The sequence below is a fragment of the Arthrobacter sp. efr-133-R2A-63 genome, assembly GCF_030209795.1.
Lineage (GTDB): Bacteria > Actinomycetota > Actinomycetes > Actinomycetales > Micrococcaceae > Arthrobacter > Arthrobacter bambusae_A.
This window is the reverse complement of sequence record NZ_JARVRG010000005.1, coordinates 96,978-114,925: the sequence shown is the minus strand read 5'-3', so window position 1 is coordinate 114,925 and position 17,948 is coordinate 96,978. Positions and strand designations below refer to the sequence as shown.

The 17,948-nt window shown below is 65.1% G+C and carries 16 protein-coding genes and 1 tRNA gene; 10 read left to right on the top strand and 7 right to left on the bottom strand.

Translation table 11 applies throughout. The features are described from left to right. Positions 1–213 precede the first annotated feature (213 nt). From QRN45_RS02930 to QRN45_RS02915, 4 genes are all read right to left on the bottom strand, one after another. Positions 214–834, bottom strand: coding sequence for a LacI family DNA-binding transcriptional regulator (locus QRN45_RS02930; RefSeq protein ID WP_284762390.1), 621 nt, complete (start codon positions 832–834; stop codon positions 214–216). Between the two features lie 3 nt (positions 835–837). After that, entirely contained in the window at positions 838–1,572 is a 735-nt protein-coding gene (locus QRN45_RS02925) for a LysR family transcriptional regulator substrate-binding protein (protein ID WP_372489624.1), read from the bottom strand. 69 nt (positions 1,573–1,641) lie between these two features. After that, the gene (locus QRN45_RS02920) at positions 1,642–2,706 is read right to left on the bottom strand and encodes a sulfate/molybdate ABC transporter ATP-binding protein (protein WP_284762389.1); all 1,065 of its coding nucleotides are present in this window, start codon (positions 2,704–2,706) and stop codon (positions 1,642–1,644) included. Continuing rightward, on the bottom strand, positions 2,703–3,506 hold the full coding sequence (locus tag QRN45_RS02915) for an ABC transporter permease (RefSeq protein ID WP_078107027.1): 804 nt from the start codon (positions 3,504–3,506) through the stop codon (positions 2,703–2,705). Before QRN45_RS02915 ends, QRN45_RS02920 begins: the two co-directional genes overlap by 4 nt. Before the next feature lie 133 nt (positions 3,507–3,639). On the opposite strand from QRN45_RS02915, the gene QRN45_RS02910 reads away from it, so the two are divergent. Beyond that, the gene (locus QRN45_RS02910) at positions 3,640–4,089 is read left to right on the top strand and encodes a DUF5997 family protein (protein WP_078107028.1); all 450 of its coding nucleotides are present in this window, start codon (positions 3,640–3,642) and stop codon (positions 4,087–4,089) included. A gap of 151 nt (positions 4,090–4,240) precedes the next feature. Further along, positions 4,241–4,858, top strand: a complete 618-nt coding sequence (locus QRN45_RS02905; protein ID WP_284762388.1) for a hypothetical protein — start codon at positions 4,241–4,243, stop codon at positions 4,856–4,858. Positions 4,859–4,946: 88 nt separating this feature from the next. Here the strand turns inward: QRN45_RS02905 and QRN45_RS02900 are convergent, their stop codons facing one another. Next, positions 4,947–6,338 carry a flavin monoamine oxidase family protein gene (locus tag QRN45_RS02900; RefSeq protein WP_284762387.1) on the bottom strand — a complete coding sequence of 464 codons (1,392 nt, stop codon included), beginning with the start codon at positions 6,336–6,338 and terminating at the stop codon, positions 4,947–4,949. 107 nt (positions 6,339–6,445) lie between these two features. Here QRN45_RS02900 and QRN45_RS02895 point away from each other — a divergent pair, with 107 nt between their 5' ends. Beyond that, positions 6,446–7,162: a TetR/AcrR family transcriptional regulator gene (locus tag QRN45_RS02895; RefSeq protein ID WP_078107031.1), complete on the top strand. Its 717-nt coding sequence runs from the start codon at positions 6,446–6,448 to the stop codon at positions 7,160–7,162. A gap of 123 nt (positions 7,163–7,285) precedes the next feature. Here QRN45_RS02895 and QRN45_RS02890 read toward each other — a convergent pair. After that, positions 7,286–7,368, bottom strand: a tRNA-Leu gene (locus QRN45_RS02890). A gap of 362 nt (positions 7,369–7,730) precedes the next feature. Here QRN45_RS02890 and QRN45_RS02885 point away from each other — a divergent pair. From QRN45_RS02885 to pknB, 7 genes are read left to right on the top strand one after another with little or no spacing between them, the layout of a single operon-like run. Continuing rightward, the gene (locus QRN45_RS02885) at positions 7,731–8,474 is read left to right on the top strand and encodes an FHA domain-containing protein (RefSeq protein ID WP_241707656.1); all 744 of its coding nucleotides are present in this window, start codon (positions 7,731–7,733) and stop codon (positions 8,472–8,474) included. 5 nt (positions 8,475–8,479) lie between these two features. After that, a complete protein-coding gene (locus tag QRN45_RS02880; RefSeq protein ID WP_241707711.1) occupies positions 8,480–8,962 on the top strand; it encodes an FHA domain-containing protein FhaB/FipA in 483 nt (160 codons plus the stop codon). 3 nt (positions 8,963–8,965) lie between these two features. Continuing rightward, positions 8,966–10,693 carry a PP2C family protein-serine/threonine phosphatase gene (locus QRN45_RS02875; protein WP_284762386.1) on the top strand — a complete coding sequence of 576 codons (1,728 nt, stop codon included), beginning with the start codon at positions 8,966–8,968 and terminating at the stop codon, positions 10,691–10,693. Then, the gene (locus QRN45_RS02870; RefSeq protein WP_241707710.1) at positions 10,690–12,057 is read left to right on the top strand and encodes an FtsW/RodA/SpoVE family cell cycle protein; all 1,368 of its coding nucleotides are present in this window, start codon (positions 10,690–10,692) and stop codon (positions 12,055–12,057) included. The genes QRN45_RS02875 and QRN45_RS02870 overlap by 4 nt, the downstream gene beginning before the upstream one ends. Further along, positions 12,054–13,511 (top strand): penicillin-binding transpeptidase domain-containing protein, encoded by a 1,458-nt coding sequence (locus QRN45_RS02865; RefSeq protein WP_284762385.1) that lies wholly within the window; start codon positions 12,054–12,056, stop codon positions 13,509–13,511. Before QRN45_RS02870 ends, QRN45_RS02865 begins: the two co-directional genes overlap by 4 nt. Next, positions 13,508–15,310, top strand: a complete 1,803-nt coding sequence (locus QRN45_RS02860; protein WP_241707654.1) for a protein kinase domain-containing protein — start codon at positions 13,508–13,510, stop codon at positions 15,308–15,310. Before QRN45_RS02865 ends, QRN45_RS02860 begins: the two co-directional genes overlap by 4 nt. Positions 15,311–15,364: 54 nt before the next feature. Continuing rightward, the gene (gene pknB, locus QRN45_RS02855) at positions 15,365–17,299 is read left to right on the top strand and encodes a Stk1 family PASTA domain-containing Ser/Thr kinase (protein ID WP_264637135.1); all 1,935 of its coding nucleotides are present in this window, start codon (positions 15,365–15,367) and stop codon (positions 17,297–17,299) included. On the opposite strand, the gene QRN45_RS02850 is transcribed toward pknB, so the two are convergent. Beyond that, positions 17,296–17,937 carry an aminodeoxychorismate/anthranilate synthase component II gene (locus QRN45_RS02850; RefSeq protein ID WP_241707652.1) on the bottom strand — a complete coding sequence of 214 codons (642 nt, stop codon included), beginning with the start codon at positions 17,935–17,937 and terminating at the stop codon, positions 17,296–17,298. The genes pknB and QRN45_RS02850 overlap by 4 nt on opposite strands. Positions 17,938–17,948 lie beyond the last annotated feature (11 nt).

The following is a 17,948-nucleotide window of genomic DNA, read 5'->3' as shown; positions in this document are numbered from 1 at the left end:
CCCGGGCCCACCCAACGAACACCCCCCAGCTGACTCGCAGTTGTTGTCGTTATGAGCCACCAAAACGACAACTAATGCGAGCTAGTTGGGCACACGCCGCCCGGGTTCCCTGGCCGTGGGGGCCCGCCGGCGAGGGGCCCTGCCTGAGCTTGCGAAGGCTGGGAGCCGGTGGGGACTTGCGAGGCGAGGGTGGCGGTGGGGACTAGTTGGGCACTACGGAGTCTTGAACTCCCACGGCGCGGCCTTGGTGGTTCCCGCGCCGATGGTGCGGCCGGCGAGCCGATCCAGAAGCAGGGTGACGGCTCCCTCGAGCGCTTCCGGTTCCGGAGTCCCGCCTGCCGAACCGGGTGCCAGGACATCAAATCCGGCAGGCTGCATCGTGTCCGAAATGACCACCTGGGCTACTCCGCGCCTGGCCAGCTCCCCCACGGTGAGGTCAAGAAGGGTCCCGGGCGGCAGGGCCCCGATGATGGCGCCGTCGGCACCCCCGGAGAGCATGAACCGCCGCCACCCTTCGCCGATGAGGATCACAGGCTGGTAGCCGTGCTGGGGCAATATGCGTGCAGCGGCCGTCGCGAGTGCCCGGTCCCACGGCCATTCCAGGTCGCCGATGGCAATCGCGACGAGGTCGGTCTTGCCGCGGCGCATTCCGCGGGCCGCCTGATTGGGTACGTAACCCAATTCCTTGGCCGCTGCCTGGACCCGCTCTTGTGTCGCGTCGCTGATGCGGGTGGTGCCACCGAGGCGCCCGGACAAGACATAGGACACGGTGGTGAGGGAAACGCCGGCACTCCTGGCGACGTCCCGGATGGTCGGCTTCGCTCCAAGTCCCATGGCCTAGCGCTTTCCCTTCTTGCGGGAGCCCTTGCCACGGCCCTTGTCCGGGTTCGGGGCATAACGCTGGGCAACCGCCGGTTTTTTGGCGCCCGTGCCTCGCCGGTCCGGCTTGGGTGCCTTCTTGGGCTTCTCCTGTTGAGCCGATGGCTGCCGCGAACTTTGCGCAGTGCGGCCCCGGACAATGCCAATGAATTCCTCGATGACCTCGCTCGTGGAATCGCTCGGCCAGGCGAGGCCGATCTGCGTCCCTTCGGCCCCTGTCAGGCGGCGCGCCACCGTGTCCTTGACATTGAAATGCCGGGCCACGGACATCGGCAGGATCACGAGGCCGGCACCGGACGCCACCACCTGCATGGCCATCTCCGGCCCGCCCATTCCGGCGACATCCAGGAAGTTCTCCTCCGCGAGGTCCTCCAGCGCCACCTCTTCGAACACCGAGATTTCATGGCCCTTCGGGGCCACCACCACAGGCTGCTCTTCGTAGAGCGGAATCACGTGCAGTCCATCGCGATCCACCGGCAGGCGGACAAAGCTGAGATCCGCGGAGCCGTCGCGCAGGACGTCCAGCTGCGCGCCGTCGTCGGACATGAACGAGTGAAGCGGAACATCCGGCATGCGCTCTTCCCAGCGCCGGATCCATTTCCCGGGCGTCACGCCGGCGACATAGGCGAAAGTGAGCCCCTGGGGCCCGCTGGTTTCAGCGTCGGAAGCGTCGGGGGTACCGACGGCGGGCAGGGATTCTTGATCGGATGGCACCAGTTCACAGTACCGCGCGGGCCGTAGCCAACCCAGCGCCGGCCCAAGCTACGCCGCGTACACCTGGACCGCTGTCGCCTTGACTACAAAGTGGACGCGCGAGCCCGGTTCCAATCCCAGCTCGGCGGACGCTGAGGGCGTGATGTCCGCTGCCAGATCGCCGGCCCGGACCCTGATGTGGTCCCCATGCGGTTCAAGATCCGTGATCGCAACCGGGAACGAGTTGCGCGGGCTGCCGTGGGCAGCGTCCAGGAAGATGGAAACGGCCGACGGCGGGAACGCGGCGACGCCTGGCTGGCCGGGTTCCGCTTCGTCATCGAGGTCTCCCGCGACATGCAGGCTGGGAAGCTCGACGGTGGCGACCGTCCTGAGTCCGTCCTCCGTGACGGTGCCAGCCATGAGGTTCACTCCGGCCAGGCCCGCGGCGAATGGGCTTCGTGGACGTCGGAATACCTCACGGGTGGCCCCTTCCTCCACAATCCTGCCCTTTTCCATGACGATCACGCGGTCCGCGAGCATGAGGGCATCCAGGACGTCGTGGGTGATGATCAGGGCACGACGCCCGGACAGGACGCGTTTGAGGAGCCGGCGCAAGTGCGGGGCGGCGTGGATGTCCAACGCGGACATCGGCTCGTCCAGGAGCAGCAACTCGGGACTGGCCGCCAGCGCGCGGGCCACCGCAACACGTTGGGCTTGGCCCCCGGACAACTGCCCCGGCTTGCGCCCGGCGAGCTCCATGGCGTCCACTTCGGCCAGCCAGTGCCGCGCAGTTTCGCGCGATTCCGTCCGTGAAACGCCTGAGCTGCGCGGGCCGAATGCCACGTTGTCCAGGACGCTCAGGTGCGGGAAAAGCAACGGCTCCTGGGCCAACAGCGCCGTGCCGCGAAGGTGCGGAGGGGTCCATGCCCGGCCGCCGCCGTCGAGGTTGAAGAGAACCTGGTCCCCGAGGCGGGCAGAGCCCGCGTCCGGCCGCAAGAGTCCCGCCGCGACGGAGAGAAGCGTCGACTTTCCGGCCCCGTTGGGTCCGAGGATCGCAACGGTCTCCGCTTGCCCGAGGGTCAGTGACACGTCCAGGTTGCGGGCCCGGACGGTGGCGTCGATCTGGAAACTCACGCGGCTGCCTCCGCGGGAAGATCCGCGCGGTGCGGACGCCGGTAAGACAGTCCGACGACGATCACGGCCACCGCGACGAGAACCAGCGAAAGGGCGACGGCGGCGTCCGCGTCGGTCTCTCGCTGCAGGTAGATTTCCAGCGGCAGCGTCCTCGTGACACCTTGCAGGCTCCCCGCAAATGTCAGCGTGGCGCCGAACTCGCCCAGGCTGCGGGCAAAGGACAACACCGCCCCCGAGGCAAGGCCGGGGAGGACCATCGGGATGGTCACGCGCCTCAAGATGGTGGTGGGGCGGGCGCCGAGCGTCGCGGCAACGGCTTCGTAGCGGTTGCCGGCCGTCCGCAAGGCGCCTTCGAGGCTGACCACCAGGAATGGCAAGGCGACAAACGTCTGGGCCAGGACCACCGCCGTCGTCGAGAACGCGATCTGGATGCCCGCGAGTTCAAGGCTCTTGCCCAGAAGACCCTGCCGACCGAACGTATAGAGCAGCGCGATCCCGCCCACCACGGGTGGCAACACCAAGGGCAGGAGGACGAAGGCACGGAGGAGCCGCTGCCCGCGGAAGGGCCGGCGGGCTAGGACAAGCGCCAACGGGATGCCGAAGACGATGCAGAGCGCGGTGCTCGCGGCAGAGGTGCGGAGGCTGAGACCCAACGCCGTGAGCGAGGAATCGGAGGTCACCAGCGGGATGAACTGTGTCCAGTTGACCTTTGCAACCATGGCGGCCAGCGGCAACAGGACGAACAAGCCGCCCACTACCGCCAGGCCATAGACCCACCGTGGAATCCCGCTGAAATTCATCGACGCCTACGGTACGCCGAGGCTTGGGTCACCGGGACCATCCGGGCGGCCCCGGCGACTCTTGTGTGCGGCATGGATTCATCCTAGAACAGGGGCTGTGCCACTTCCCTGCAGGGGCGGATACCCTTGAACCATGACCTCTGCAAACTCCCAGTCCATGAAGCCGGCCACCGTTGCCAAGAAACTTGGCATCTACCTGCCTGCAACACCCCAGGAGTTCCAGGATTCGGAAATCACCCGCGCCGATTTCGCCGAGCTCCAGGCCAATGCCCCGGAGTGGCTCGCCGAGCTCCGCCGGACGGGTCCGCACCCGCGTCCCGTCGTGGCACAGAAGCTGAACATCTCCATCAGCGGCCTTGCCCGCGGCGGAATCACCGAGGCCCTCACGACGGCGGAAATCACCGAACTGCTGGCAGCTCCCCCGCAGTGGCTCGTCGTCGAGCGCGCCACGCACGCAGCCGTGCGCTCCGAGGCAAAGCGCATCAAGGAAGAAGCTGCCAAAAAGGAAGCCACGAAGGAAGCCAAGTCCAACGCCACTGCCAAGCGGGACGCACCGAAGGCATCCAAGCGGGACCACGCTTAAGCTCCAAAAGACGTTCACAGGAAGGCGGACAACCCGGACCGGGTTGTCCGCCTTCCTGCTTTTAGGCACGGAATCGGGGCCCTCGCCTCCGAGCCATCCTCGGCGCATACTGAATTTGAGAGCGGTGCGCGTTCGCGTGGAGGTGGTCCGATTGCCCGCCACAACTGGAATCCAGCTGACGGCCTGGGAGGTCGGGCTGTGGGGGCTTTTGCTTCTGTGCGCGGTGGTCTTTACCGTCAACACCGTCCGGAAAGCGGCCGTCCACGGAGCCCCCGACGGCGGCCATCCCGACTTGCAGGGGCACCTCGGCCACCGCGATCGGGAGTTCGTCAAAGAGCCGGACGCCACCTTCTGGAACATCTTCGCCGGACTCGTGGTGATTGTCCCGGCGGTCGTCATTCCCGCGTTGGCCTCGCCCGCCGTCGGGCTCTTGATGCTCTTCCTCGGCGTAGCTGCCGCTATTGCAGCCTTTGCGGTCGGCCGGACACTGGAGCGGAACCGTCAGGACCGCAGCGGTTTCACCGAAGCGGCAGCCCGTCACGACGCCCTCTTGGCCCGCTGGCAAAGGTATGAACTCGATCCCGCCAAGGGCATCGACTTCCCCGGCATGAGCGATGTCAGCGTTCCGCAGACCGCCGCTTTAGTCCGTGCGCTGCAGGAAGCCCAACGGTGCCGCCTCACCGCAGGGACGGACTATGCCCGCGCGGTCGAGAAGTTGGATGTGGCGATGGTCGAAGCCGAAGCAGCTGCGGGCGTTTCTGCGTCGTAGGCGGCTCGCCCGGGCTTCCAAAAGTGAGGTCTCGGCCCTTTCAACCAGTGAAAGCGCCGAGACCTCACGTGTCGATCGGTAACTCGTCCTAGGCCACCGGTACCGCTACGACGCGGCTGTTTGCGGTGACGATCCTGGCGGCTGTTGCCTGGCCCATCCGGACCGCGCCGTCCACGTGCTGGTAGCCTTCGGCAGCCAGATCGGAGGAAGACCAGTAGATCGGTCCTACGTGGGCGTGCTGGTCCTTGCCGTAACGGTGCAGGCCGCCCAGGTCGTAGCTGGACGCGTAGGCCCCACGGGTCCATTCTTCGGAACCCCAGTCGGATTCGTAGTAGACCTCGGCGTCCAGCGCTTTGTCGCCGAGGAAGCCCGCGATGGACTCAAGGACCTTTTTCTTGCGGTCCCCGGCGCTGAGCTCGAAGACCGCGTCTGCCTTTTCGTCCGAAATGAAGCCCACCAGGGTCCCGCGGGCGTCTCCGTGGTTGGTGTTGTCGTAGACCTCCTGGACCAGGGCGTCGGCGCCGAAGCCCGTCCCGGAGAGGCCGTCTTCGCGCCAGAACGGCGTGCGGTAGACGGCGTGCACCTTGATGACCAAGCCCAAGGACTGGTGCTGGTGCATCTGGTGCTGGCGGCGCGGCAGCGGCGGGTTGAAGGACACGCGGGAGTACAGGTTCGGCGGGACAGCCATGATCACGAATCGCGCATTGACGGTTGCACGCTCGGATTCAACGGTGACCCGATGGCCTTCGCCGGCGGCCTCCCAGTTGATGGTGCGGACCGGGCTGCTAAGTACGACGTCGTCGCCCAGTTCCGCGGCGATCAACAGGGAGACCTGCTGCATCCCGCCGATAACCCGCTTGTCAAGGATGAAGTCTTCGTCCGTCAGGTTGGAGAAGGAGCCTGCCGAGGCTGCCATCAGCACCGCTTGCAGGGCCGAGAAAGCGTGGGCCGGCTTCGTCAGCATGCCGCCGGCGATGAAGAGGCCGATATTGTTGCAGGCCTCCTCGTCCGTGGAATTCTGGCGCAGCCAGTGGTGGAAGGAAATGGTGTCCAATTCGCGGGCCTTCGGGTGGGCCCATGGCTCCTCCGGGCCGATCTCCGCGGCGAGGCCGTCCAGGATGGCGGTGAGCTTCTCCATTTCGGCCGCAGTGGTCTCGCTTACGGGGAAGGACGTACCGGTGTAGCGGGTGCGGGTGCCGTCCGGCGAGAGGTACACCGATTCGCCGTCGCGGTAGCGGGAGTACATTTTCAAGCCCAGCTCGTCCAGGAGCCCCATGAGGGCGGTCTGGTCCGGGGACACCCACTGTCCGCCGATTTCCAGCATGGCGCCGTCAATCGTGTCGGTCCACGTACGGCCACCGACGCGGTCGCGTGCTTCGAGCACGGCAACGCTGAGCCCGGCCTTCTTCAACTCGCGGGCGGCCGTCAACCCCGACGGACCGGCACCGACAATTACGACGTCGCGATCAAGATTCAACATGATGTCCTTTCTGTGGCCGTCCCCGTTGGCTGACCAATAAATGAATGACGTTCATTTATCTCAACTGTAGCTGGATTGGCCCCGGCTGTGAAGACCCAAATGGAATAATGCTGATGACACTGCTTCCAGAAAGGTCAGCGATGCCTGAACCCACCCCGGCTCCCGGCGAGACTAAAGCGCGCCGCAGGGCAGGTCGGCCAATGGCGGCGGTCCTCGACCAGGACGGCATCACTGCCGCGGCCTTGGAACTGATCAGCAAGAAGGGCTACGACGGCCTCACGATGGCCGCACTCGCGCGCTCCCTGGGCGTGGCGCCGTCGGCCCTTTACAACCACGTCTCCTCCAAGGACGAGGTCCTTAAACTCGTTGAAGAGGACCTGATGTCCAAAGTCGACTTCGGGGGTTTCAGCACGCTGCCCTGGGAGGAGGCTGTCCGGCAATGGGCCTATTCCTACCGCGGCATCTTCGCGAGGCACACCCCGCTGATCTCGGTGATCGCGGTTCTTCCCGTGACGGACGCCCCACAGACCCTCGCCATGTACGAAGCCGTTACCGAGGGCTTCCTCCGCGCCGGCTTCCCGGAGCAGCAGATCATCCCGAGCATCGTGGCCCTTGAGGCCTACATTTTCGGCGCCGCGTTCGACGCGAACGCGCCGGCGGACATTTTCGACTCCGGCCGCTTGGCCGACTCCACGCCGCACTTCACCTCGGCGGTCCGCAGCCTCGGACCCGAACGGAACAACTACCCGTCCGACCTCGCGTTCGCCATGGGCTTGGATGCGTTGATCACCGGCCTCGGCGCGCTGCGGGTGCAGCCCAACTGACTCGCAGTTGTTGTCGTTATGAGGGCTCATAACGACAACAACTGCGAGTCAGTTGGGAGTTACGGGGTTTGGTGAGTTAAACAAAGGAACCCCGGTCAGAGACCGGGGTTCCTTTGAATTGCGTGCGCGAGGGGGGATTTGAACCCCCACACCCTTTCGGATACTGGCACCTGAAGCCAGCGCGTCTGCCGTTCCGCCACTCGCGCGCAACTTCCTTCGCCCGGGCCGCACCAGGTTTCCCCGGCCTCACCCCTGCGAAAGCAGCGAGATCAAGCATAACGGACAACCTGTTGAAAACGCCAATCGCCCAAGGTCGGGGCAGTAAAACCCCGGGATCCCCCGCTTTGCCGGTCCCCCGCACGGTGCTGAAATCACGCGAGAAGCGTCGCGAAATGATGCGGGCCGCCGAACTTTTCCGGCCTTCCAGGCGTTGTGGAATAAGGCCATTCACAGTCTTGCCCAGTAGTATCGGGGTTGAAGACAGGCTCCTTGCGTGCGCTCCGGCCACTGCGGGGATTCGTCTTGGCTACTGATATCGCAGAGTCAACGAAACGGAAGGAGAAGGACCATGGGCTTGCTTGACAGGGTTGAACGTGGCATAGAAAAGGCCGTCCGCGGCGTCTTCTCCACCGGCTCGCGGGCAAAGGTGGAGCCGGTGGAGATAGCCAGCAAGCTACGCCGTGAACTGGACAACAAGTCCATCACCATTTCGGCCGGCCGCACCTTGGCTCCCAACATCTTCGATGTCCTCTTGAGCGATGCGGACTTCACGCGCGCCCAGGAATGGGGAACCCCACTGGCCGAAGAATTGTGCGACGTCGTCATCCAGCACGTGCGCAGCCAGGGTTACATCCTGCAGGGTCCGGTACGGATCTCTTTCCGTCACGACGAGGCCCAGCGCGAAGGCCATTTCGAAATCACGTCCAGCACCGAGAAATCCAACGGGGCTGCCGCGCCCGCTGCTCCCCGGCCAGTCGTTCCCGCCGCGCCAAACCGCGAACCCACACGGCTCCAGCCTGTCCTGGACATAGGCGGACAACGCTATTCCCTCAACGCGCCTTCGATCGTGCTGGGCAGGTCCTCCGAGGCCGACATCCTGGTGGACGATACCGGCGTCTCGCGCAAGCACTTGGAAATCCAGACGGCAGACGGGGTCATCCACGCCGTCGACCTCGGTTCCACCAATGGAAGCTACGTCAACGGCCACAAAGTGGACGGCAGTGTGGAATTGACTGACGGATCCACCATCACCATGGGACGGACCAAGATCATCTTCAGACTTCTCCCCCAGCCTTCTGGTGGGCGCCCGTGAGCGACATCAGCGAACTGACCATCACCGCACTCCGCTTCGGCTTCCTGCTGTTGCTGTGGGTCCTGATCTTCAGCATCGTCTCGACCATGCGCCGCGATCTCGTGATCGGCCGCAAAGCCGCAATGGGGACTCCGACGGCACGCGAGTTACGCAAGAATCCGGAACTCGCCCCCGCGCCGCCCCAGCCCGTGAAGCAGCAGGCGCACCAGCTCGTCGTCGTTGAGGGACCACTCAAGGGGACCACGCTTCCTCTGGCCGCGAGCCCCATTTTGCTGGGCCGCGCACAAGAGGCCACCTTGGTCCTCGAGGATGATTATGCTTCGGGCAGGCACGCACGCTTGTTCCCGCAAGGCAGCCGCTGGTTCATCGAAGATCTCGGTTCCACCAACGGCACCTACCTCGCCGATCAGCAACTGACCCGCGCCCTGCCGGTGGAGCTTGGCGTCCCCGTGAGGATCGGCAAGACGGTCATCGAATTGAGGCCGTAGCCCATGGCTTCCCCGCAGGCCTCCGAGGGCAAGTCGCTGCCTCCGGAACTTCCCCTCATCATGCGCTACGCGGCGCGGTCCGACGTCGGGCGTGTCCGCTCGAAGAACGACGACTCCGCGTACGCCGGCCGGCACCTTGCCGTCGTCGCGGACGGCATGGGCGGGCATGCGGGCGGGGACGTCGCCTCAGCGTCCACCGTGCTGGACATGATCCACCTCGATCACGATTCCTACCCGGACGGCGCGGAAACAGTCCTGGCAGATGAAATCCAGACCGCCAATTCCCTCCTCTCCGAGCTTGTCCACGTTGACCCGAAGCTCGCAGGCATGGGCACCACGGTCACTGCCCTGCTGCTCGAAGGCAGGCGGCTGCACTTCGCGCACATCGGCGATTCCCGGGCCTACCGCTTGCGCAATGGCAAATTCGAACAAGTCAGCGTGGACCACACCTTCGTCCAGAGGTTGATTGACGAGGGCCGCCTGCGCCCGGAGGAAGCCGAAACCCACCCGCACAAGAACGTCCTCATGCGCGTTCTGGGGGACGTGGACGCCAGCCCCGAGCTGGACCTGGACGAGCTCGACGTCGAACCCGGCGAACGCTGGCTCCTTTGTTCCGACGGCCTGAACTACGTCCAAGGCGCCGTCGTGGAGCAAGTAGTCCGCGAAACCAAGGACCTTGCCGAATGCGCAGAGCTCCTCATTGAGCTGACCCTCGCCAACGGCGCTCCGGACAACGTCACCGTGGTGCTGTTGGAAATCGTGGAGGAGACAGGCGACAACCTCAGCACGGCCGCCGTCGACGTCGTCCCGGAAGCGCCGGCGCCAGCGAACGCGGCCGAAGCGGCGAAAGCCGCACCGCGCAAGGACGGGCACGGCAGCGATGCCAGCGCACCGGCTAAAGAGTCCGGGGCCAACGCCCCCGCAACGGGCCGGGTCCCGCCGCGGGAAACAACGTCCGACGCAGGACCTTCCGCCGCCGCGGCAAAGCCCACCGCGCCCGCGGAGCCCGAAGCGGGCGCTCCCGCAAATCCCGCCGGGACTACCGAACCTCCGACGGCGACAGACCCGCACCTTGGGGAGCACTTGTCGGCCGAGATCCTCCGCGAGGAGCTTTCGAGCCGCCCGCACGAACTTGTCGGTGCCGCCGCAACCGCCGCCGATACGGGTTCGATCCCCACCATCGCAGGGCGCAGTGTTGCACGCCGTGCCGCCACTGTACTGACCCACAAGGCTGAACAGGACCGTCAGGATCCCCAGCCGATTGTCGCCCGGAAGCGGCGCTGGTTGACCCCTGCTATCGCAGCGGTCTTGGCCATTTTCGTGATCGCCGGGCTGTGGCTCGGTTATGCGTGGACCCAGACCCGCTACTACGTCGGTGAATTCAACCAGCACGTCGCGATCTTCAACGGCATTTCGCAGAGCCTTGGCCCGTTCCAGCTGTCGAAAGTAGAGGCCACGACGAATATCCGCATGGACTCTTTGCCTGAATACACACAACAGACACTTCGCCAGACCGTTCCGGCACGGGATCTCTCCGATGCCCAGCAGATTGTGAAAAGCCTGCAGGAGAACGGCACCACAGGGCTGCCGGCCAATTGCCCGACGGCTACCGCCACACCGACGGCAAGCCTCACCCCTACGGCAAGTCCCACGCCAAGCCCGAGTCCCTCGAACCGGCCAACATCGTCACCGACGTCCACGCCGGTCCCTTCGTGCGCGGTGTCCCGATGATTCTGGCCATTACCGCACCCCAGCCACGCCGCAACGTCGAGCTCGTCCTGCTGGTCCTTGCCCTCGCGGTGGGAATCGGCGCCAGCGCCATGGTCGGGCTCAATAATGCGACCGCGTTCGACGGCGATTTCTGGTTCCAGTCGAGTCTCTTGATCGTGGCAGCATTTGCGTTCCACATGGTCCTCAGGTTTCGCGCAAAATATGCCGATCCGATCATGCTCCCGATCGTCGTTGCCCTCAACGGCTTGGGACTGGCCCTCATCCATCGCATGGATCAGCCTGGCGAGGACACGGGTAACAACCAGTTGCGCTGGACCCTCCTGGCCATGGCGGTGTCAATCGTCGTGATCTGGTTCGTCAAGGACCACCGCCTCCTTCGCCGCTTCACCTTCATCGCGCTGGCGGCCAGCGCAGTTCTCCTTGTGCTGCCGCTCGTTCCGGGCATCTCAGCCGGCGAGGTGCTTGGCGCGAGCGTATGGATCCGTCTCGGTCCCATGACCTTCCAGCCAGGCGAAATCGCCAAGATCACCCTGGCTATCTTCTTCGCAGGTTACCTTTCGTCCAACCGCGACCTCATCCTGCTGGCCGGCCGCAAGATCGGCCCCATGCAATTGCCGCGCTTCAAGGATCTCGGCCCCATGATCACGGCCTGGCTCGTGAGCATCGGCATCCTCGTCTTCCAGCGGGACCTCGGCACGTCGATCCTTTTCTTCGGCTTGTTCATCGTCATCATTTACGTGGCAACAAGCCGGATCAGCTGGGTGGTCATCGGGGGCGCCCTGATCCTCGGTGGCGGATTCCTCGCGTCCAAGTTCTTCTCGCACGTTGCGTTCCGGCTGGACAGCTGGTGGAACGCCTTCACCCCGGAAGTCTTCGACCGGTCCCCGGGCGGCAGCGGCCAGATCGTCCAGGGCCTCTTCGGCATGGCCGACGGCGGCCTCGGCGGCACCGGCCTCGGACAGGGCCGGCCGGACCTGGTGCCGTTTGCGAACAGCGATATGATCGTGGCCCTCATCGGTGAGGAACTCGGACTGGTCGGCCTCTTTGCCGTCGTGCTGCTCTACATGCTGCTCTTCACGCGCGGGTTCCGCGCGGCCCTTGGCGCGCGGGACGCGTTCGGCAAGCTCCTGGCGTGCGGGCTCTCCTTTGCCATCGCGCTGCAGTGCTTCGTGGTGATCGGCGGCGTCACGCGGCTCATCCCGCTGACCGGGCTCACCACTCCCTTCCTGGCGGCAGGCGGTTCCTCACTGCTTGCCAACTGGATCATCGTGGGTTTGCTGCTCATGATTTCGAACACCGCGCGCGGCCCGGTGGACACCTCGCCCATTACCCATGCCCCCACAGAGGCGGTGCAGACCTCATGAACCATTCCATACGCAATTCGTGGATGGCAGCCGTTGCCATGTTCGCCCTGCTCTTTGGCGCGATCAGCTATGTCCAGGTCATCGGCGCCGGCGACCTCAATGACAATCCGTGGAACCAGCGCGCTGTCCTGGCGAACTACTGCAACGACCGCGGTGCGATCATCGTGGGCGGCAAACCAGTCGCGGAATCCGTTGCTGGAGACGAAACCTGCAAGTACCAGCGCAGCTACGCCCAGCCGGAGCTCTATGCCGGAATCACGGGCTACTTCTCACGGACCTATGGATCCACCGGGCTCGAGCAGCAGCTCCGGGACGAACTGGCCGGCAGTTCCGACCAGCTCTTCCTGGACCGTGTAAGCCAGATTTTCCTCGGCAGCCAGCCAAAGGGCGCCTCGGTGGAACTGACCCTCGATCCCGTGATCCAGAAGCTCGCCTACGACCTCATTCCTGACGGTCAGCGCGGCTCGATCGTTGTCACCAACCCCAAGACGGGCGCGATCATCGCGATGGTCTCCAAACCGTCCTACGATCCCAACCTGATCGCCACGCACGATCCCGCCAAGGAAAAGGCCGGCTACGACCAAATCAACCAGGTTCCCGGCATCAACCTCAACCAGTCCGTGAGCGGACCCACCGGCGAGTTGCTGGCGCCCGGTTCCGTATTCAAGCTCGTCGATACTGCCGCTGCATTGAGTTCCGGGAAGTACAACAAGGACAGTGTCTTGCCGAACCCGGACAGCCTGCCCTTGCCCGGTTCGAGCGCTTCGCTGCCCAACTACGCCGGCGGCAACTGCTCAACCCGCAACACGGCCGATTTCCCTTTCGCCCTTGAGCAGTCGTGCAATACGCCGTTCGCGAGCATCGCCCTCGACCTGGGCCAGAAGGCCATCGCGGACCAGGCCAGCAAGTTCGGCTTCGGCCAGGATTTCGGGGACCAGCTCAAGCTTCAGTCCGCGGTCAGCGTCTTCCCCACGAATCTGGACCAGGCCGCGCTGGCCCAGTCGGCCGTCGGGCAGCGGGACGTCAGGGCCACTCCGCTGCAAATCGCGATGATGACGGCGGCCATCGCCAACAAGGGCGTCCAGATGAAGCCGAACCTCATCAAGACTGTGCGGGCACCGGACCTGCGCGTCATCAGCGAACCCAAGCCCGAGGCGCTGCGTACGTCCACCACGCCCGATATCGCCAGCCAGATCACTCAATGGATGACCGACGTCGTATCGCAAGGCATTGCGAGTGGTGCCGCAGTACCGGGAATCCAGGTGGCCGGCAAGACCGGTACGGCGCAACTCGGAGATACAGGTTTGAACAACTCATGGTTTACCGGGTTCGCCCCGGCCAACGACCCGCAGGTAGCCGTCACCATTGTCATGGAAGGCGTTGATGTGTCTACCGGCGCAAAGCTAACCAGTCCGAACGCGAAGAAGATTTTTGAGGCGGTGTTGAATAAGTGAGGCCTACGTCAGGAATCACCCTCGGCGGCAGGTTCCAGCTGACCAGTCGCATTGCGATTGGCGGCATGGGAGAGGTCTGGAGGGCAAAGGATCAGATCCTTGGCCGGATCGTCGCCATCAAGGTACTCAAGGAGGAATACACGGGTGACCCCGGGTTCCTCCAGCGGTTCCGTGCCGAGGCCCGCCACACCGCGTTGCTTAATCACGTGGGGATCGCCAACGTCTTCGACTACGGAGAGGAAGACGGCTCCGCCTACTTGGTCATGGAATTGGTGCCAGGCCAGCCGTTGAGCAGCATCCTGGAACACGAGCAGGTTCTTTCGCCGGACCGCACCATGTCCATCATTTCCCAGACCGCCCGGGCACTGGCCCCCGCGCACGCCCAGGGCCTGGTGCACCGCGACATCAAACCGGGCAACCTCCTGATCACGCCGGACTTCCGCGTCAAGATCACCGACTTCGGCATCGCCCGCCTGGCAGACCAGGTTCCGCTCACGCAGACCGGGCAGGTCATGGGTACCGCCCAGTACCTCGCTCCGGAGCAGGCCACGGGGCAAACGGCCACGGGCTCCTCGGACATATATTCCCTCGGGGTTATTGGCTACGAGTGCCTCACGGGGCATCGCCCGTTCTCCGGCGAATCCCAAATCGCCATTGCGCTGGCCCAGGTCAACGACGCGCCGCCGCCGCTTCCCGAAAGCCTGCCCACCCCGGTACGCGCCCTGCTGATGTCCATGCTTGCGAAGGATCCGAAGAACCGTCCTGCGGATGCCATCAAGCTGGCCGAGGCCGCGGAAGCGATCCGCGCGGGCGATATAGCCGCGGCACACGTCGCAGTGCCGGGAATGTTGCTCTTCGAATCCGCCACGGGCCCCATCACAGCGCCGACCGACATCGCCACCGCTCCCACCGGGATTGTGGCCTCGCCGTACGGCAGGGAAGCCCGTTCGACGTCGACCTCGGCACTCCCGGTGATCGGCGCCGCAGCAGCAGGCGCCGCAGCGGTAGGGGCTGCCGCTGAAGGTGGAAACGCGTTGGCCCGCGCCAATGCCCTGGCCGCCGAGCGCAGTTTGAACGAGGCCGACGAGCACAACCAGTACATCCATGAGGAAGAGGAGTACCGGGAAGAGCCGCCGCGGAAGAAACGCAGCCCATGGACGTGGCCGCTCATCGCGCTGATCGCGCTCGTGCTGCTCGCCATAGCGGGGGCGATCCTGACCCAGTCGGGGCTGTTCTCGCCGAGCAGTCCCGCGCCAGCGACGACGGCCCCTCCAAGCCAGGTCTCGAGCGCGCCCCCAACCTCGGAAAGTCCGAGCCCCACGGAGACATCCGCTAGCCCGACGCCGACAACGCCGACTCCCGAGACCATCAACCTGATCCCGGATCAGTACAAGGGACAGCCGTACGACAAGGTGCGCTCGGACCTCAACGCGCTCGGCCTCGTGGTCAGCGGAAGCCAGGTCTTCGATCCGTCCGCGCCCGGCACCGTCATCGACATCAATCCTTCCGGCCCCGTGGCCAAGGGATCGACCATCACCGTCACCTACTCCAAGGGACCGCAGATGGTCACTGTGCCGACCATCGGCAAGGGTGCCACCGAGTCACAAGTGCAGGCTGCCATCGAGGGTGCCGGCCTCCGTTGGGTCACGGGAGATCCCGTTGACGGGGCAACCGGCCAGGCGCCCGGAACATTCGTCAGTTCAGATCCTGCGGCCGGGCAAAAGGTGAACGCCGGGTCCGTCGTGACCTACCACTTGTCCAAGTCGGCCGCGTCCGCTTCTCCCTCAGCCAGCCGCTAAGACACCATGCCAACCGGACGCTCCACCCCTGCCCACAGAGAGGACAGCACTCCAATGACATCCCAGCGCGTCCTCAACGGGCGGTACGAACTCGGTGAATTGCTAGGCCGTGGTGGCATGGCCGATGTCTACAAGGGCACCGACACTGTGCTCGGGCGGACAGTGGCCGTGAAGCTGCTGCGTGCCGATCTTGCCCGGGATCCGCAGTTCCATGCGCGCTTCAAGCGCGAGGCACAGGCGGTGGCGGCCCTGAACCACTCCTCGATCGTCGCCATCTACGACACCGGCGAGTACACGGTGTCCGGCGGACCGGGCGAGGACGTCCGGGTCCCTTACATCGTCATGGAATACGTGTCCGGCCGGACCCTCCGCGACTTGATCCGCGCCAAGGAATTGGACATTGATCAGGCCATCGAGTTCATCCTTGGGGTCCTCGCCGCGCTCGAATACAGCCACAAGGCCGGAATCGTCCATCGCGATATCAAACCTGCCAACGTCATGGTGACCGGGGACTCGAACGATGTGAAGGTCATGGACTTCGGAATCGCCCGGGCGATGGCCGATTCCGCGGCAACCATGACCCAGACGCAGGCTGTCGTTGGCACGGCCCAGTACCTGTCGCCCGAGCAGGCCCTCGGCGAAACCGTGGATGCCCGCAGCGATCTGTACTCCGCGGCGTGCCTGCTGTTCGAAATGCTCACGTCCCGCCCGCCGTTTACGGGCGACAGCCCTGTCTCGGTGGCCTACCAGCACGTCCGCGAGGTCCCGGAGCCGGCCAGCACGTTCAATCCGGCCGTTTCGGAAGCGCTGGACAGTGTCCTGGCCAAAGGCCTGCAAAAGAACCGGGCCGATCGTTTCCAGGATGCAGCTGCGTTCCGCCGCGCCTTGCGTGCTGCCAAGAACGGCGTGGCCGTCCCGGCCGTTGCCGCCGGAGCACCCACGGACGTCCAGGACGTCGTGCCGCCGACGCGGCAGATTGCGGAAGGCACTTTGGCGCGGGGCCTGACGGGCGCCGAATTCCTCGACACCACCCTCGCCGGAAGGTCGGGAAACGGTCAGAACGCCGCCGACCAGGACATGCTGGCCCTGCAGGCTGGCGAAGCGGAATCCGAAGCAGACCACGACGGCGCCATGCCGCTTGGTTTCACCCCCGAACGCGAGCGGACCGCCCGGCAGAAGTCCCGCCGTCGGGCATGGACCGCGGTAGTGGTTGTTCTCGTCCTTCTGGTCTTGGCCGGCGGCGCATTCTGGGTGTACAGCACGGTCAACCAGAAGCCGGCTCCGCCCGCGTTGATCGCAGTGCCACAGGTGGCCGGCATGACCGAAGCCGCGGCATTGCAGACGCTGTACGGCGCCAACCTCAGCCCGGAGTCAAACCACGTCCCGGATGACAAGGTCCCCAAGGGAACGGTGATCGGCAGCGATCCCGGCGTGGGGTCCCAAGTGGCCCCGAAATCGCAAGTCATGCTTAATGTTTCAGACGGCCCGGTCTCGGCGACTGTCCCGGCAGGCCTGAGCGGCCTCACCGAAGCCGCTGCCCGCGATCTCCTGCGTCAGGCCGGCCTTGTGGGCGGGTCGAGTACCTTGGCCAACAGTGCCACGGTTCCGGCGGGCTCCGTCATCAGTACCAAACCCGCTTCCGGGGCCGTAGTTGGCGTAGGCAGCACCGTTGACCTGGTGGTGTCCACGGGCAAGGTAGCCGTGCCTCAACTCGTCGGTTTGACTGAGGCCGATGCAGAAGCGCTACTCAAGGCGAACGGCCTGGCCATTGCGGTCACCGAACAGGAGAATTCGCAAGTAACCCCTGGAAAGGTGACGAGCCAGGGCGATGCTTTCAATTCGCTCGTGGAGCAGGGCAAGACCATCAGCGTGATTGTCGCGAAGGCTCCCGCCCCGCCGCCGAGCCCCTCTCCGACGCCCACGCCGTCTCCAAGCGACACCCGGGGCGGTGGCGGCGGAGGATCCGGCCTGGGCGGATTAGGCGGCTAGCGCTGGATCAGGGGGCTAAGGGTGGCCGCACGCGCGGCCGCTCCGGACATCCCTAGTGATTCAAGCCAGTTGCCGAGCATGAGGTAACCACCTTCGGTGAGCACCGATTCCGGGTGGAACTGCACACCGCACAGCGGCGCAGTGCGGTGCTGTAGGCCCATGACAACTCCGCTGGCGGTTTCGGCGGTGATTTCCAGAACGTCGGGAATGCTTTCCCGGACAGCCGCCAGGGAGTGGTAGCGGGTGGCCGTCACCGGCGAAGGCAACCCGGCAAAAACGCTCTTGCCTTCGTGCTGCACGGGCGATGTCTTGCCGTGCATGAGCTCGGGGGCATGTGTGACGATCCCGCCATAAGCCTCGGCCAAGGCCTGGTGTCCCAGGCAGACCCCGAACATCGGCTTGTTGTTGTCTCCGCACCATTTGATCAACTCAATGCAGACGCCGGCTTCGGCAGGGGTGCCGGGGCCCGGGGAGATGAGCACGCCGTCGCGCGCGTCCGCCAGCTCGATCGCTTCGGCAAGGGTGACGTCGTCGTTCCGGACCACCGTGGTTTCAGCACCGAGTTCCTGCAGGTAGCCGACCAGGGTGTAGACGAAGCTGTCGTAGTTGTCCACGACGAGGATTTTTGTTGTGCTCATGGCTGCTGTGC